A 15,805-nucleotide genomic window follows, 5' to 3' on the forward strand; every position below is an offset into this window, starting at 1 on the left:
GCAACCCGGCGCCGTGACGTCCATCAGGCCGAGCGTCCGGAATGTCGATGATTCTGATGTCAGGGTCGAATGTCCGCAACCGGCGATAGTCGGCGGATCAAACGGACGGCGCCCCGCCCCCGTCCGTATCCGGGTCCGCCGGGATCGCCTTGTGTCTTAGCGCGTCAGTCAGTGCCTGGCCGGCGTCGGCGATGTGCGCGGCCAGGCGCTCGCAGGCTTCGTCGACCCGACCGGCGCATGCCGCATCGAATATCTCGACGTGCTCGTTATCGGAGCGCGCGCGCCAGTCGAGCCATTTCCACGCGGCAAACAGATGGCGCGCGCTGGCCTGATGCAGATCCGCGATCACGGAGACGACCCGCGGCATGCCGCACGGCGTGGTGATCGCCTGATGAAAGCCTCGATTGACGCGTTCGAGCGCGGCGATATCGCCCGATGGTGCGCTGGCCTCGAGAAAGGACGCGGCGAGTGCCAGGTCATCTTCGGTGTAGCGCGGAATCGCGTACCGGAGCGCGAGCGGTTCGAGCGCAGCCCGCATTCGGGCGACCTCGACGACCGCCTCGACATCGAGCGGCGCCACGCGAACCCCACGCCGAGGCTCCGCGACGACCAGGCCTTGTGCCTCGAGCCGACGGAACGCTTCGCGGACCGGCACGTGGCTCGTACTGAACGCGTCGGCCCACTCGTCCTGCTTGAGCCGCTCGTCCGGCGCCAGCTCGCCCGACACGATCCGGGCGGCAATCGACTGCGCGATATGTGCCGCGACCGAGCGATCGTCCTTGACATCGCCACTCATCTCAACCACCATAAAAATAGATTATCTATAATCTATAGTAGCAGATCAGGAGACAACCATGCGCCACCGCCGCCCCGCCCGACTGCAGGACATCGCCGGCATCGGCGTCGATCGCATGGGGTCGATCGCGGACGGCTCCGGCCGCGACGTGCTCCGGCTGGAGAATCTCGATACGGATATCCCGCCGCACGCCGACGCGCTCGCGCGGACTCGCGCGGCGGTGAGCGAGGATGCCGCGAATTCGTATCTGCCATTCGTCGGCCAGGACCGGCTGCGCGCCACCGTTGCGGCACACGTCACCGTGCAGACGGGGGTGAACTACCGGGCCGACAATGTCATCGTCTCGGCGGGCGGCCTGTCCGGCATCCTGAACGTCCTGCTGGCCGTGCTGGAAGTCGGCGACGAGGTCATCCTGACCGACCCGACCTATGCGGGGCTGCTCAACCGCGTGCGACTGGCCGGCGGCTCGCCCGTGCAGACCCCGTTCAGCTTTCACCCGGGCGCGGCATGGAAACTCGATCGCGCGGCGATGTCCGCCGCGTGTGGCCCGAAGACGCGGGCCATGCTGTTGATGTCCCCGTCGATGCCTTCCGGCGCGGTGCTTGACGAGGATGACTGGGCCTTCGTCGCCGGGCTGTGCGTGCAGCACGACCTGCTGCTGATCGTCGACGGCGCGATGGAGCGGTTGTTGTTCGACGGGCGCAAGGTCGTTCATCCGGCCCGGCTGCCCGGCATGGCCGAGCGCACGATCACGGTGGGCTCGGCGTCGAAGGAGTTGCGGATGATCGGCTGGCGAGTGGGCTGGATCGTGGCGCCGGACGCGTTCATCCCCGATCTGGTTGCGGTGTCGCTCGCGAATGTGGTCGTACCGGTCGGCATCGCGCAGGAGGCCGCCGCCATCGCGCTCGAGCGTTCGGCGGCCGACCTGCCCGATTACGTCGCGGAACTGCAGCGACGTCGCGACGCCATCGCCGCCGAGCTTCACGGTCTGCCGTTCGGCATGCCTGCGGGCGGCTGGTCGATGCTACTGCGCGTGTCGGATTTCGGTCTCACGGGTGAACAGGTGTCGGAGCGGCTGCTCGAACGGGACGTATGCGCGACGGCGATGACGGGCTGGGGCCGGCAACACGGAAGCGCCTTTATCCGGTTCGTCTTCGCGAACGAGCCGGTGAACCGGTACGCGGGATTCGGCAGGAAAGTCATCGAGGCGCTCGGAATGTGAGGATTCCTGCTGGAATTCCCCGGCCCGGGATTGGGTGCCCCGAGGCGCGTGTCCAACAGCATTAAGATCGAACCCGCGGATCGGTAGCCGGCGCGCCGGGCCGGTCTTGCCGCCGGCCGATCGCATTCACCGCGCCGACATGAAATCGAACAGCTTCGCGATATCGGTGGTCAGCACGGTACCGGCCTTCACGCCGACCCACAGCGTGCGCGTCGCCCACGCATCGTCCAGCTTCACGACTCCGAGCCGCGCCGCGCGCTCGCCGGTCACCGCATCGCGCGGCAGGATGCCGATGCCGAGCCCCGCCTCGATCATCCGGCTCACACCGTCGAAATTCGATACCTGGATCCGCAGCTTCAGCGAGCGCTCGACCGCGAACGCGGCGTCGGTCATGCGCGCGAGCAGCGAACTGCCGTCGCTGAGCCCGACGTAGTCCTCGTCGAGCGTATCCGCGAAGCGGATGCTGTCGCGCGCGGCGAACCGGTGCGTGCGCGGCACGAGCAGCACGAGCTCGTCGCGCCGGTACAGCCGCCGTTCGATGCCGGGCGCCGGCACGTTGTCGGCGAACACGCCGAGATCGGCCTTGCCGGATGCGAGCGCGTCGACGATCTCGTGGCTCAAACGCTCCTCGAGGCTCACCTTGATGCCCGGATTGTCGGTGAGGAACGCGGCGAGATCGGCGGGCAGGAACTGGACGATCGCGGACGTGTTGGTCCACACGTGGATGTGGCCGCGCACGCCGGCGACGTAGTCGCTCATCTCGTGCGCCATCCGGTTGACCTGCTCGATCACCTTCGCCGCATGGTCGAGCAGTGCGCGGCCCGCGGGCGTCAGCTCGACGCCGCGCGCATGGCGGACGAACAGCGCACTGCCCGTCACGCTTTCGAGCTCGGCGATGCGCTTGCTGACCGCGGACAGCGTGAGCTGGCCATGTTCGGCCGCCTTCGTCAGGCTGCCGTGCTCGGCGACGAGCGCGAACACGCGCAGCGACTGCAGATCGAAATGAAGCGGGTTCACCATGTCGTGGGTCCTGGGAGGGCCGTGCCGGTGCATGCCGTCAGCGCGGCGGCCTGACGCCGATCATACGCCCGGCCGACCCCGCGCGATACGGCGCGCCTGGCGCGGCGCGATCGACTCCAATGCGGCAAGCATCGCACCGTCCGGCTTCGCGAGATCGTCGAGTACGTCGAAGTGCTGCATGCCGGGGAGCCCGACATGAACGATCCGCTCACCCGTCGCGTCGCATGCCGTCGCGTAGTCATGCGCCTGCCGGACGAGTTCGGGCAACTCCGCATCGCCGACCGCAACGACCGTGGGCGCGCCGGGCCCGATATGGCGCAACGGGCTGTACGCCTCGACCTCTTGCGCGGTGAGCTGCAGCTTGTCGTTCAGGCAACACAGCGAGATCGGTTCGAGATCGACGAGCGGGCTGATCGCGAGCGCCGAGACGACGGCCGGATGCGCGCGGTGCACGGCCGTCAGGTGGCCGCCGGCCGAATGGCCGCTCAGGTGGATCGGCCGCTTCGCGGTGCCGAGGCCGTCGGGATCGTTCGCCAGGTAGTCGAGCAGCGCACCGATCTCGCCGACGATGCCGGTCATCGTCGCGACCGGCGCGAGCGTGTATTCGGCGAGTATCACGTCGAAACCACGCGCGAGTGGCCCGCTTGCCGCATACGCGAAATCCTCTTTCGCGCAGTGCTGCCAGTAGCCGCCGTGAATGAAGACGAACAGCGGCGCATCGGGCTGACCGCACGACAGCCAGTCGAAACGCTGCGCGGGTTGCGCGCCGTAACGCAGGTCGCGCCGGACGGAAGCAGCCTCATAAAGCGTCGCGCTGCGCGCCTGCATCGACGCCAGCAACGCGGGGAAATCGGGCACGACCTTCGTGTTCAGATAGGCGGCGTCGAGCGCCGCGCGGTCCATGCCGCGATAGAGGATCGTCATCGGGAATCGCCAGGGTCGGGTTGCGGAAGCGCGGACGCAAGCGTCGCGCCCGGTGCGAAGGCGGCCTCTCGGTCGCCGATGCACGCATTATCCGCAGCGCGGTACGGATCGGCTATCCGGAATCGGCGAGCGCGGAAACCGGTTGTCCGTTTTCGGCGGGAGATCGGCGCGGCGTGCGGCCGCACCGGTGTGCTCCGGGCCGCATGCGCGATGGCACGAGACGGCCGGTGGTGCGCCGACGGTCAGATCAGCTCGGAGATCTCGATCAGGTTCAGGTCGGGATCGCGCACGTAGACCGACCGGATCTTCTGCGTCGCGCCCGTGCGTTCGACAGGCCCTTCTACGATCGGCCATTCGACGCGCTTCAGGTGCGCGATCACGTCGTCGAGCGGCACCGATGCGATGAAGCACAGGTCGAGCGCGCCGGGCACCGGCACATGCGCTTTCGGCTCGAACTCCGCACCGCGCACGTGCAGGTTGATCTTCTGGTTGCCGAAGCGGAACGCGATCCGGCCGGCGCCGAAGGTTTCGAGCTGCATCTGCAGCACCTCGGTGTAGAAGTGCTTCGTCCTGTCGGGATCGACGCAGGTCAGCACGAGATGGTCGAGGTGATCGATCAGTGCCATGAGGTTCTCTCCGGTTTGTCGTTCATGAGAAAGCGCGCTGCGCGGGCATGTCGCCGGCGTCCGCGCGCGGCGGCGGATGAAGGTCCGAGCGGCGCCCGGCCTTCAGGATCTGGCTCGGCACGTCATGACCGATCAGCGCGGGTAGCCGGGCCGACGCGGCCAGCACGGCCGCGAGATCGATGCCCGTATCGTAGCCGTCGAGTTCGAGCATGTGCACGAGTTCTTCGGTGCACGCGTTGCCGGTCGCGCCCGGCGCGTACGGGCAGCCGCCGAGGCCGCCGAGCGATGCGTCGAAGCGGTCGATCCCGGCATCGAGTGCCGCGAGCGTGTTGGCGAGCGCCATCCCGCGTGTGTTGTGGAAGTGCAGCGTGAGCTGCAGCGCACCGAAGCGCTCGCGTGCGCGTGCCGACAGTTCGCGCACCTGCGACGGAAACGCCATGCCCGTCGTATCGCACAGCGTGAAGCCATGCACGCCGATATCCGCGAAGCGCTGCATCCACGCGAATACGCCCTCGGCCGGCACGTCGCCCTCCATCGGGCAGCCCATCGCGGTCGATAGCGACACGTTGATCGCAACCCCGGTGCCGCGTACCGCGTCGATCACGTCGCGCAACTGCGCGAACGACTGCTCGCGCGTCATCCGCAGGTTCGCGCGATTGTGGCTTTCGCTCATCGACATCACGAGGTTCACTTCGTCGACGCCGCACGACAGCGCGCGCTCGGCACCGCGCACGTTCGGCACGAGCACCGTATAGACGACACCCGGCGCACGCGCGATGCCGTGCATCACGGCCTCCGCGTCGCGTAGTGCGGGGATCGCCTTCGGCGACGTGAACGACGTGACCTCGATCTTCGCGTAGCCGCACGCGCTCAGCGCATTGACGAGCGCGATCTTGTCGTCGGTGTCGACGAAGGCCGCTTCGTTCTGGAACCCGTCGCGTGTCGCGACTTCGTGGATGTAGAGCCGTTTGCGTTGCCCGTTCATGCTGTCTTCTCCTGTTTCCGCTTCTCAGATCACGCCGCGCGTGCGCCATTCGCCGCGCGTCGCCGCATCGATGCCGAGCGATTCGAGTACCGCGTCGGTATCCGCGCCGAGCGCGGGCGCCGCGTGTTCGATGCGCCCGGGTGTCGCGCCGAGCTTCGGCACGATGCCCGGCACGAGCACGGGCGTGCCGTCGGGCAGCGCGGCGTCGACGAGCATGTCGCGCGCACGGTAATGCGGATCGGCCGCGATGTCGGCCACGTCGTAAATGCGCCCGGACGGAATGCGCGCTTCGTTCAGCGCGGCCAGCACCGCGTCGAGATCGTGCTGCGCGCTCCACTCGCCGATCGCCGCATCGATGCGCTCGACCTGCGCGACCCGTCCGTCGTTGTGCGCGAGCGCGGGATCGCTGCCGAGATCGGGCCGGCCGATCAGCTCCATCAGGCGCCGGAAGATGCTGTCGCCGTTGCCGGCGATCAGTGCGTACTTACCGTCGCGGCAGCGGTACGCGTTGGTCGGCGCGATGCCGGGCAGGCTGCTGCCGGCCGCTTCACGCACGGCACCGAACGCCGAGTATTCGGGCAGCAGGCTTTCCATCATGTTGAACACCGACTCGTACAGCGCGACGTCGACGACCTGCCCTTTGCCGCCCTGCTGCTCGCGATGCCGCAGCGCGAGCAGCACGCCGATCACGCCGTGCAGTGCCGACAGCGAATCGCCGAGCGAGATGCCGACGCGCACCGGCGTGCGGCCGGGCTCGCCGGTCAGGTGCCGCAGGCCGCCCATCGCCTCGGCGATCACGCCGAAGCCGGGACGGTCGCGGTACGGGCCCGTCTGGCCGAAACCCGACACACGCAGCATCACGAGCCCCGGATTGATCGCGGACAGCGCGTCCCAGCCGAGCCCCCAGCCTTCGAGCGTGCCGGGCCGGAAGTTCTCGATCAGCACGTCGGTTTCGGCGACGAGGCGGCGCACGACGTCCTGCCCTTCGGGCGTGCGCAGGTCGAGCGTGAGCGAGGTCTTGTTGCGCGACTGCGCGGCCCACCAGACCGACGTGCCGTCGTGCAGCAGCCGCCATTTGCGCAGCGGGTCGCCGAGGCCGGGCGGCTCGACCTTGAGTACGTCGGCGCCGAATTCGGCGAGCATCCGGCCCGCGAACGGCCCGGCGATCAGTTGGCCGAGTTCCAGCACGCGGATACCGTCCAGGGGGCGTGTCATGGCTGTCTCCGATGAAATCGTGTTGTCGATGACGGCGATCATGACGGCGTTCGCGCCCGGCGAAAATCGATCGATGCTCAACCAGCCTTTCCGAAACGGAAAGGTGTGCGGCGCCACCGTTCCCTTGTGCGATGCGTCAGCCTTTCCATCCGGGAAAGTGCGCTCGCGCAACGGTCAAACGACGGCACGCGCGCCGCCGGCAGAATCGAACCCGTTCCGCGCCCGCCGGGCGCCTGTCAGCGAGACCCGCCATGTTTTCCGATTCCTCTCCCGCGAAGATCGTGTTTCTCGACCGCGCGACGCTGTCGCCGCACACCGTGCTGAAGCCGTTCCCGTTCCCGCATGTGTTGCAGACCTTCGACCGGACGACGGCGCACGAGATTGCCGCGCGCATCGGCGACGCGGACATCGTCGTGACCAACAAGGTGCGGCTCGATGCGGCGGCGCTCGCCGATGCGCGACGCCTGCGGATGATCGCAATCGCCGCGACAGGCACCGACATCGTCGATGTCGACGCGTGCGCGGCGCGCGGCATCGTCGTGAGCAACATTCGCGGGTATGCGGTCCGCACGGTGCCCGAGCACACGTTCGCGCTGATCTTCGCGCTGCGCCGCAGCCTCGTCGCATACCGCGACGCGGTGCGCGCGGGGCGCTGGCTCGACAGCGGGCAGTTCTGTTTTTTCGATCATCCGATTCGCGACCTGGCCGGCTCGACGCTCGGGATCGTCGGCGACGGCGTGCTCGGGCGTGCGGTGGCCGGCATCGCCCGTGCGCTCGACATGCGGGTGCTGTTTGCCGCGCACGGCGATGCGTCGGGTGACGAATACGTGCCGTTCGACACGCTGCTGCGAGACAGCGACGTGATTACGCTGCACTGCCCGCTCACGCCCGCGACGCGGCACCTGATCGATGCGGCCGCGTTCGCACGGATGGCGCGCCGGCCGCTGCTGATCAATACCGCGCGCGGCGGGCTCGTGGACGAAAGCGCGCTCGTCGACGCATTGCAGTCGGGGCAGATCGCGGGCGCGGGGTTCGACGTGGTCACGCAGGAGCCGCTGCCGGCCGCGCATCCGTTCCACGCGATCCTGTCGCATCCGGCATTCATCCTGACGCCGCACGTCGCGTGGGCGAGCGACGAGGCGATGCAGGCGCTGGCCGATCAACTCGTGGACAATGTCGCCGCGTTCGTGGGCGGCACGCCGCGGCACGTGGTGTGACGTGCGCGGCGCATCGCGCGGCGGGCGGTCATTTGAACCGCGCAAACAGAACGGCCCCGCTCGATGGCTCGAGGCGGGGCCGGCTGAATTCGGGGGCTGCTTACGCCAGTGACTCGGCACGTGACGGGTTCGTGCATCCGCCCTGTCTTGCGGACGGTTTCGAATTCCTGGCGGGTTCTACTGCAAGGAATCCGGGCTGCCGACGCTGCAGGGCGAGTCTGAAACTGAATGGGACGAATGCAAAAAGCCGTCCGTTTCGATAGCAGCGCACTGCTATCGACGCGAATTTCAGTAAGCAGACATCTCGACGCAAGGATCGACCTTGGACGGCGAGCAAATGACCGAGTACTTGGCGCTCTCGCGCATCAGCGCTTCGCCTTCGTGCAGCGCGATCTTGATCTCGGGGTGACGCTCGTATGCGAGGAATGCCGAGCACACGACCGCGGACATCACGACGAGGGAAAACACAAATTTTTCAAGGGCTTGGAAACGTTCAGGCATGGTTCGACCTATCTCTTAGGCCGTTATTATATCTCGAAATAAGGGTTTTCCCTATAAGTCAGCCCGCATACCGAGGATGCCTTCAATCGAGATCGGGCCAGGTGCTCGCACCCTTTTTCTCCGTTAATCCGCGCTTAAGCGACGCTCGAACAAGATGGGTCGACCGGTTGCGGTGTCCGTACCGTGCCGGCCACCCTGTCCTTTTCGGAGATCCTGAAGATGAAAACCGCCCTTTCCCTGCTCGTCCTCGCCGCCGCGATCGCGGCGCCCGCCGTGTCGTTTGCGCAGACCAATGGCCCTGTTACGCGCGGTGAAGTCGTCGCGCAGTTGCGCCAGCTCGAACAGGCCGGCTACAAGCCGCTGAAAGGCCAGTACCCGGAGGATATCCAGGCGGCCGAAGCACGCGTCGCGCAATCGTCGGGTATCGGCGCGGACGCCGGTGCGTCGACCGCGTCCGGCCGTCCGGCGCTGCCGGCAACCGTGTCCGGCCAGGTCGGTCGCGGGCGCTGACGCGTCCCTGCTCCCGCCCCGGTGCTCGCGGCCACGCGGTCGATGGCGTGGCGCCAGATTACTGCGGCGCCGACGCGCCGCTCGCCGCGTTGCCCGGCAACGCCTTGCCGATACTGTCGATCAGCGATTTCGCGGTGCCCGTCACGAGCGCCGCGTCGACGCCGGACGTCTGCCACGAGCCGTCGGCGGCCTTCACGAAGGTCAGGTTCGCGCGCGAAGGCTTGTAGTCGGCATTGCGCCACGTGACCACGACGTCGCACGAGTAGGTGCGGTCGCCGAGCTTCTTGCAGTCGCCGTCGGGCTTCGCCGACACGACATCGGCCGAGACGGGCAGCGGCTGGCCGAACAGCGCGTTCAGGCCGCCGTGGTTTTCCGCCTCGAGCGCGCGGCGCACGGCGGCGTCGACGTCGCTCGACCCGGGGCCGTCGTGGAGCAGGTTGCAGGCGGCCAGCAGCGTCGATGCACCGGCGAGTGTCAGCAGCGTGTGGAACTTCATGGATATCCGTTATCGGGTGAACGCCGCGTAGTCTGCAACGTCCGCGCGTCGTGCGCGGTATCCATTTGTAACCAATTGCACGGATACGCAAGCGGCATCGCGTGCCCGTGTGTCGCCCTCGCCTATTGCCGCTCCTGCTTCACGCGGCTCACGAGCTGCGTCGGGCTCACGAACTGCAGCGCGATCACGACCCACACGAGCGTGATGGCCATGTAGATCATCGCCATCGCGTCGATCGACTGCGGCGCGCGCACGCCGGTCGAGAACACCGCGTAATACAGCGCGACGACGAGCGTCTGCGTGCTCGGCCCCGCGGTGAAGAAGGTCAGCTCGAACATCCCGATCGTGCGCACCAGCACGAGCAGCCCGGCCGCGAGCATGCCGGGCACCAGCAGCGGCAGCAGCACGTAGCGAAAATAGCGCCACGTGTTCGCGCCGAAGATGCGCGCAGCGGACTCGAGATTCGGGTCGATCTGCTCGATGAACGGCGTCATCACGAGGATCACGAACGGCAGCGCCGGCACGAGGTTCGCGAGGATCACGCCGGGCAGCGTGCCCGCGAGCCCGACCTTGTACATCACGGTGGCCATCGGGATCCCGTACGTGACGGGCGGCACCATCAGCGGCAGCAGGAACACCAGCAGCGCGAAGCGCTTGCCGCGAAACTGCACGCGCGCAAGCGCGTACGCGGCCGGCACGCCGAGCGCGATCGACAGCAGCACGACCGCGCCGACGACTTCGACGGTCACCCACAGTACGCTCGCGAGCTGGAAGTCCTCCCACGCCTTCGCATACCAGTGCAGCGTGAAGCCCTGCGGCAACGGCGTGCCGAACCAGCGGGTCGCGATCGAGTTCACCGCGACGGTCGCGATCAGCAGCATCACGTTCAGCAGGAAGAACGCCATCAGCCCCCACACGAGCGCCTTCCATGCGCGGCCGGCGAGATTGCTTGTCATCTTCTGCGGTTTCCTCGCGTCGACGGGCCGCGCATCGGGCGCGTCGTGCTTCGGCGGCCAGGTGCGGGCGGCATGATTGTCGGTCGCCATCAGCCCTTGCCTCCCGTCACCGCGCCGGTATAGAAGAAGCGGCGCGCGCCGAGCATCGACGCGACCACCAGCAACTGCACGAAACCCATCACGATCGCGATCGCCGATGCGAGCGAATAGTCGTAGCTCTCGAACGCGGCTTCCGCCGCGGCGATCGAGATCACGCGCGTGGGCCCGGCCGGCGCGCCGAGCAGCACGGCCGACGGGAACACCGAGAACGCCTGCACGAACGACAGGCACGCGGCCATCGTGAGCCCCGGCACGAGCAGCGGCAGGTAGATCTGCCGGAACTGCTGCCACGGGTTCGCGCCGAGCGTCGCGGCCGCGCGCGCGAGCGTCGGGTCGATGCCGCTGATGTACGACAGCATCAGGAGGAACGCGAACGGAAAGCCCGACACGATCAGCGACAGCAGCACGCCCCAGTAGTTGTGCGTGAGGCGCACTTCGTCGGTGTACAGGTGCAGCCCCTGCAGCGCCTGCGGGAACCAGCCGTTCGGCCCGAAGTACGTGAGCATCCCGTCGGCGACGAGCACCGTGCCGAGCGTGACGGGAATCACGAGCAGCGTCGTGACGAACTTCTGGTACGGCGAATGGCGGCGCAACGCGAACGCGACGGGCACCGCGATGCCGACGTTGAGCAGCGTCGCCGGCACCGCGAGCTTCAGCGTGACGAGCACGGTCGGCCACATGGCCGTGTCGGTGAAGAACTGCACGTAGTTCGCGAGCGCGCCGCCGCCGTTCATCGGCTGGAACGACAGCACGAGGCCGTACGCGAACGGATAGATGAACAGCGCGACGATGAACGCGAGCGCGGGCGTGACGAGCCAGGCTTTCGTGTCGCGCGGCGTGCCGGCCGGGAGCGTGCTCATGCGGCCTCCCGGTGTAACCGCGCTGCGGCCACGCCGCTCATGTCGGCGCTCCCGGATAGACGAGCGTGCGTGACGGCGCAACGCGCAACCTCAGCGGCTCGCCTTCCGCGAATTCGCCGGCCACGCGCGCCCAGATCGCGCCGAACGGCGTGACCGCGCGGATCAGCGAATCGCGGCCGCCGTACTCGACCGTTTCGACGGTTGCGTCGAACGCGTTCGTGTTGTCGCCCGTATCGTCTGCCCGCTCGATGTCGTCGGGCCGCAGCGCGACGGTAACGTCTTTCGCATCGAAGCTGGCCATCGGCACACCGGTGAGCTGCACACCGCCGGCCGCGATCTTTATGTAATCACCAGCCATCCCTTCGAGCGTGAACGGCAGCACGTTGCGATAACCCATGAAGCGCGCGACGTGCAGGTTGTGCGGGCGCGTATAGACGTCCTTCGGCGTCGCGACCTGCTGCACGACGCCCTCCTTCATCACGACGATGCGGTCGGCCATCGACAGCGCCTCGTCCTGGTCGTGCGTTACGTAGATCGTCGCGCGTTCGAGCTGCGTATGGATGCGGCGGATCTCGGCGCGCATCTCGATGCGCAGCTTCGTGTCGAGGTTCGACAGCGGTTCGTCCATCAGCACGAGCGGCGGCTCGATCACGATCGCGCGTGCGATCGCGACGCGCTGCTGCTGCCCGCCCGACAGTTGCCCGGGCAGCTTGCCCTCGTGGCCGACGAGCTGCACGAGTTCGAGCGCCTGCTGCGCGCGCCGCCGCGTTTCCTGCTTCGGCACGCCGCGCATCTTGAGGCCGAAGCCGACGTTGTCGAGCACCGACATGTGCGGAAACAGCGCGTAGTTCTGAAACACCATCCCGAAGCCGCGGCGCTCGGGCGGCAGCACGTCGATGCGCGTGTCGTCGAGCCAGATGCCGCCGCTCGTGAGCGGCTGCAGCCCCGCGATGCAGTTGAGCGCGGTCGACTTGCCGCAGCCCGACGGGCCGAGCAGCGCGATGAATTCGCCGCGCCGGATCTCGAGATCGAGCCCGTTCAGTGCGGCGACCTGCGCGCCTTCCGCATTGGTGAAGCTGCGGCACACGCCATCGAGGCGCAGCCGTTCGAAACTGTGCTTCATTGCGCGAACTCCATCGACGCGGGCGCCGCGGCGCCCGCCGGTTCATGCGTCACTTCGACTTCTGCGAACCGATCTCGCGATCCCATTTCTGGAACGCGGCGACCATCGCCTGCGCGCTGAGCGGCTGCACGTGCGGGCGCTCAGCGAGCAGCTTCGCGTACTCGGGACGGCCGAACTTGCGGACCACCTCCTGGCTGTGCGCGGGCGCCATCTCGAGCGTCACGCCCTTCACGGCCGGGCCCGGATAGAAGTAGCCGTCGTCGTAGGTCATCGCCTGTTGCGCGGGTTCGAGCAGGAAGTTCATCAGCTTGAACAGCACGTCGAGTTTTTCCTTCGGCACGCCCTTCGGGATCACCATGTAGTGCGCGTCGTTCACCCACGTCATGTTGTCGAATGCCTGGATCCTGAACTCGGCCGGCACGATGCCGAGCGCGCGCGGGTTCAGGTCCCAGCCGGTGACGGTCACGGTCATGTCGCGCGTGCCCTCGCCGAGCTCCTTCATCACCGCCGACGTGCCGCCCGGGTAGTACGGGACGCAGTCGTTCAGTGCCTTGAGGAACGCCCAGGTCTTGTCCCAGCCGTTGATCGGATCCTGCGGATTCTTGTCGCCGAGCACGTACGGCAGCCCCATCAGGAACGTGCGGCCGGGGCCCGAGTTCGCCGGGCGCGCATAGATCAGCTTGTTCGGGTGGGCCTTGCACCATGCGAGCAGCTGATCGGGCGTCTTCGGCGGGTTGCTGACCTTCGCCGGGTTGTATTCGAGCAGCGGGCCGGCCGGCATGTAGGTGACTTCGAGGCCGTAGCCCTGCGCGAGATCCTGCATCTTGCGCGGGCCGGGCGCGTATTTGTCGAGCACGCCGGGAAGCGCGGCCGCGTCGTCGGGCAGCAGCTTCTGCCACAGGTTCTGCTCGGTGCCGGCGGCCAGCGCGTCGGTGCCCGTCAGCACGAGGTCGATGTCGGCGCGCCCCGCCGCCTGCATCGCCTTGATCTTGCCCGGCAACTGCGGCGCGGGCGCGTTCGTGAACGTGACGTTCGACACGAGGTTCGGGTTCTTGTCGCGGAAGGCTTCGATGGCCTTCTGCGTGAGCTGCAGGTTGCCCGCGACATCGACGATGTTCAGCGATACGGGGGCGGCAACGGCGGCTGTGGCAGACAGCGTGAAGCCCAAGGCGAGTGCGATCCGGCGGACACGGCGAGCGATCTTGGTGGCGTTCATGTCTCCTCACTTCGGTCGGTGGATGGGACCTTTCTTTTCAGGAAATCATGACGGCGTTATACGATGTCGGTCAACAAAAAACCACGGCGTGCGGGGCGGGACTTTCCCTGACAAACGCCCTTCTGACGGATGGCAATCTGATTACCGGGCGGCTTGGGTCAGCGGATCATTGACGGGAGACGAAGTGTCTTGTGACGTCATATCTCGACGGGGTCAATTCTGATGAGGGAGGATCGACGAGCATCCGATATGGATTGAAATCCGGCAGCTTCGGGCATGACGAAGCGTTGATGGCGATTGGCCCGGGCGGTTGGACACCAAGGCGCCGGCAGGTTCCAGCCATAGGGCGACCCTATTCATCAATTCGATCGCACTACGACTGGTGATTCCCGATGCAGAGATGTTTACGGGTTCATGGGAGGCCGCTGGCGGCCGCCGAATGAGGGGCGATGAACGGCATCCCCCGGGTTGGCAGGCTGCTGATAGGCGACAGGTTTCTTTCCACTGAACTGTATATTCTGACTGCCGGTGAAGAGAATGTCGTAATCCTTGTGTCCAAAAGTGCCGAGCAGGCCGAGAAATTTGGTGAGCGCTTCCTGGGTGATTGTCCGATTTGAATCGTATGCTTTGTATCGGTCCGGGTTCAGCGAAAAGCTGCCGTTAAAAACATACTCTCCGGTTGCGCCTACTTCCAAAGTTCCGCTTACCCGCCCACCCACTCGACCGATCACACCGGCTGCCCAAAGGTCCTTGGTCTGGTGATCGAACAAATTGGTCGAAAACTCGGCGTCGAACGGATAGGTTCCTGGACCGTATGCCGGATTTTCTACCGCCCTTTTTATCGGGCCGAAATCATCCAGGCTCATTTTCAAATTGAGGGACGAGATATTCATGGTTCGCGAGGTGCCGTCACCCGCCATCCAGTAGTAGATCGCCGCAATGGACATGAACGGCGTGCCATAGAACTTGAACTCGGTTGGTGGTCGCGAAGGAAGATGACTGAAATACCAAGTGCTGAAGGTACCGAACAGCGTGCTCATGCTTCCAGTGTTCGTAAACGCATATTCAGTTGCGCCGGGTTGATTGATATAACCACGGTCTGCAAGCCACTCGGTCATCAGTCCATAAACTGCTGCCTGAGAGCGCACGGCGGCTTCCGTGGCGTTCTGCAACCCGGTGGCAAATTCGACCAGGGCGCCGGTGGAATCACCGCGTTCGATGGCATCGAGTATTTTCTTGCCGTTGACCAGAAAGAAATCGCCGACTTTAAATACCGGTCCGGTGATGTTGCCGTTCGTCAGCACGGGGGGCAATCGGAACGGAACGACTTCGCCGGTTCCCAACGTTCCGGACCCGGGATAATAAGGGTCCGTAATGGGAGACGTCGAGACCGTGATCGCGGGCAACGTGGGGTCGCCCGCCGCGAAACTTTTTGCCGATTTCAAGAGCCCCACCAGCGATGCCGACCCGGACGCAAGCAACATGAGACGCCGGATGTGATTGGTATCGACCGGCCATACATTTCTTGACGACTTCTTATCCATAGCGGTAGTTCCTAGACAAGTTGATTTGACAGGAATCCGAAGGTTAATGTAAGGTAAAAGAAGGTTAAAGAAAAATCGAAGTGCCGAGCGGTTTGGTTTCGGATGGTTTTCAATTCACGGAAAATCCGGATTTTGAGTCATGGGAGTGTTTGTGAAATGGAGATGACAAAAGCGTGGTTTTTATCCATCGGCATCCCGGCACTGGTCTATTTGTTTAGTCTTGGTTATGCGTTGTTTTGTGCATTCCGGCGCAATCGGGCACGGCCGACGCTCGCGGCTCGGATTTACTGGATCGGATGTGCGTCGGTGATGGTGTTGGGCACGGCCATTACCATCGATATCGCCAGGCGATCACCCGACGCCACGGCGTTGACGTCGCTGGGGATGGTGATGACGAGCGCGGGGATCTTGTGCGTCCTGGCCGGTTCTCTGGTCCAGGCCGCAATCTGGATGGCTCGGCATTGCGGGCGAAAGCGCTCCGCCAGTTAGCATGGC

17 protein-coding genes are annotated in these 15,805 nt (G+C 66.0%); 4 read left to right on the forward strand and 13 right to left on the reverse strand.

Annotated features, from left to right (window positions below; all coding sequences use genetic code 11):
* Nucleotides 1–97: 97 nt before the first annotated feature.
* A complete protein-coding gene (locus BCO18175_RS06470; protein ID WP_254607978.1) occupies nucleotides 98–796 on the reverse strand; it encodes a GntR family transcriptional regulator in 699 nt (232 codons plus the stop codon).
* Between the two features lie 58 nt (nucleotides 797–854).
* On the opposite strand from BCO18175_RS06470, the gene BCO18175_RS06475 reads away from it, so the two are divergent.
* Nucleotides 855–2,018, forward strand: coding sequence for a pyridoxal phosphate-dependent aminotransferase (locus BCO18175_RS06475; protein ID WP_174979943.1), 1,164 nt, complete (start codon nucleotides 855–857; stop codon nucleotides 2,016–2,018).
* A 126-nt stretch (nucleotides 2,019–2,144) separates the two neighbouring features.
* On the opposite strand, the gene BCO18175_RS06480 is transcribed toward BCO18175_RS06475, so the two are convergent.
* From BCO18175_RS06480 to BCO18175_RS06500, 5 genes are all read right to left on the reverse strand, one after another.
* Nucleotides 2,145–3,038, reverse strand: coding sequence for a LysR family transcriptional regulator (locus BCO18175_RS06480; RefSeq protein WP_021159618.1), 894 nt, complete (start codon nucleotides 3,036–3,038; stop codon nucleotides 2,145–2,147).
* 60 nt (nucleotides 3,039–3,098) lie between these two features.
* Complete coding sequence (locus tag BCO18175_RS06485) at nucleotides 3,099–3,962, reverse strand: alpha/beta hydrolase (protein ID WP_174979944.1); 864 nt, start codon at nucleotides 3,960–3,962, stop codon at nucleotides 3,099–3,101.
* A gap of 242 nt (nucleotides 3,963–4,204) precedes the next feature.
* A complete protein-coding gene (locus BCO18175_RS06490; RefSeq protein ID WP_174918805.1) occupies nucleotides 4,205–4,588 on the reverse strand; it encodes a VOC family protein in 384 nt (127 codons plus the stop codon).
* 22 nt (nucleotides 4,589–4,610) lie between these two features.
* Nucleotides 4,611–5,573: a hydroxymethylglutaryl-CoA lyase gene (locus BCO18175_RS06495; RefSeq protein WP_174979945.1), complete on the reverse strand. Its 963-nt coding sequence runs from the start codon at nucleotides 5,571–5,573 to the stop codon at nucleotides 4,611–4,613.
* A gap of 24 nt (nucleotides 5,574–5,597) precedes the next feature.
* Nucleotides 5,598–6,788 carry a CaiB/BaiF CoA transferase family protein gene (locus BCO18175_RS06500; protein WP_174979946.1) on the reverse strand — a complete coding sequence of 397 codons (1,191 nt, stop codon included), beginning with the start codon at nucleotides 6,786–6,788 and terminating at the stop codon, nucleotides 5,598–5,600.
* 251 nt (nucleotides 6,789–7,039) lie between these two features.
* Between BCO18175_RS06500 and BCO18175_RS06505 the strand changes: the two genes are divergently transcribed.
* Nucleotides 7,040–8,005: a D-2-hydroxyacid dehydrogenase gene (locus BCO18175_RS06505; RefSeq protein ID WP_174979947.1), complete on the forward strand. Its 966-nt coding sequence runs from the start codon at nucleotides 7,040–7,042 to the stop codon at nucleotides 8,003–8,005.
* Nucleotides 8,006–8,293: 288 nt separating this feature from the next.
* Here the strand turns inward: BCO18175_RS06505 and BCO18175_RS06510 are convergent, their stop codons facing one another.
* Nucleotides 8,294–8,506 carry a hypothetical protein gene (locus BCO18175_RS06510; RefSeq protein WP_059585338.1) on the reverse strand — a complete coding sequence of 71 codons (213 nt, stop codon included), beginning with the start codon at nucleotides 8,504–8,506 and terminating at the stop codon, nucleotides 8,294–8,296.
* Nucleotides 8,507–8,725: 219 nt separating this feature from the next.
* On the opposite strand from BCO18175_RS06510, the gene BCO18175_RS06515 reads away from it, so the two are divergent.
* Nucleotides 8,726–9,016 (forward strand): DUF4148 domain-containing protein, encoded by a 291-nt coding sequence (locus BCO18175_RS06515; protein WP_174918809.1) that lies wholly within the window; start codon nucleotides 8,726–8,728, stop codon nucleotides 9,014–9,016.
* A gap of 58 nt (nucleotides 9,017–9,074) precedes the next feature.
* Here the strand turns inward: BCO18175_RS06515 and BCO18175_RS06520 are convergent, their stop codons facing one another.
* The 6 genes from BCO18175_RS06520 to BCO18175_RS06545 all read right to left on the reverse strand — a co-directional run bounded on the left by BCO18175_RS06520 (nucleotide 9,075) and on the right by BCO18175_RS06545 (nucleotide 15,310).
* A complete protein-coding gene (locus tag BCO18175_RS06520) occupies nucleotides 9,075–9,512 on the reverse strand; it encodes a hypothetical protein (RefSeq protein ID WP_174918810.1) in 438 nt (145 codons plus the stop codon).
* A 122-nt stretch (nucleotides 9,513–9,634) separates the two neighbouring features.
* A complete protein-coding gene (locus BCO18175_RS06525) occupies nucleotides 9,635–10,558 on the reverse strand; it encodes an ABC transporter permease (RefSeq protein WP_174979948.1) in 924 nt (307 codons plus the stop codon).
* Nucleotides 10,558–11,427 (reverse strand): ABC transporter permease, encoded by an 870-nt coding sequence (locus tag BCO18175_RS06530; protein ID WP_174979949.1) that lies wholly within the window; start codon nucleotides 11,425–11,427, stop codon nucleotides 10,558–10,560. Before BCO18175_RS06530 ends, BCO18175_RS06525 begins: the two co-directional genes overlap by 1 nt.
* A 37-nt stretch (nucleotides 11,428–11,464) precedes the next feature.
* Entirely contained in the window at nucleotides 11,465–12,550 is a 1,086-nt protein-coding gene (locus tag BCO18175_RS06535; protein WP_174979950.1) for an ABC transporter ATP-binding protein, read from the reverse strand.
* A 49-nt stretch (nucleotides 12,551–12,599) separates the two neighbouring features.
* Nucleotides 12,600–13,766 (reverse strand): ABC transporter substrate-binding protein, encoded by a 1,167-nt coding sequence (locus BCO18175_RS06540; protein WP_174979951.1) that lies wholly within the window; start codon nucleotides 13,764–13,766, stop codon nucleotides 12,600–12,602.
* 404 nt (nucleotides 13,767–14,170) lie between these two features.
* On the reverse strand, nucleotides 14,171–15,310 hold the full coding sequence (locus BCO18175_RS06545; RefSeq protein WP_174979952.1) for a lipid II-degrading bacteriocin: 1,140 nt from the start codon (nucleotides 15,308–15,310) through the stop codon (nucleotides 14,171–14,173).
* A 156-nt stretch (nucleotides 15,311–15,466) separates the two neighbouring features.
* Between BCO18175_RS06545 and BCO18175_RS06550 the strand changes: the two genes are divergently transcribed.
* Nucleotides 15,467–15,799 carry a hypothetical protein gene (locus tag BCO18175_RS06550; protein WP_174979953.1) on the forward strand — a complete coding sequence of 111 codons (333 nt, stop codon included), beginning with the start codon at nucleotides 15,467–15,469 and terminating at the stop codon, nucleotides 15,797–15,799.
* Nucleotides 15,800–15,805 lie beyond the last annotated feature (6 nt).

Origin of the sequence: Burkholderia lata, assembly GCF_902499335.1 — a bacterium.
In the GTDB taxonomy this organism is placed as follows: domain Bacteria; phylum Pseudomonadota; class Gammaproteobacteria; order Burkholderiales; family Burkholderiaceae; genus Burkholderia; species Burkholderia lata_B.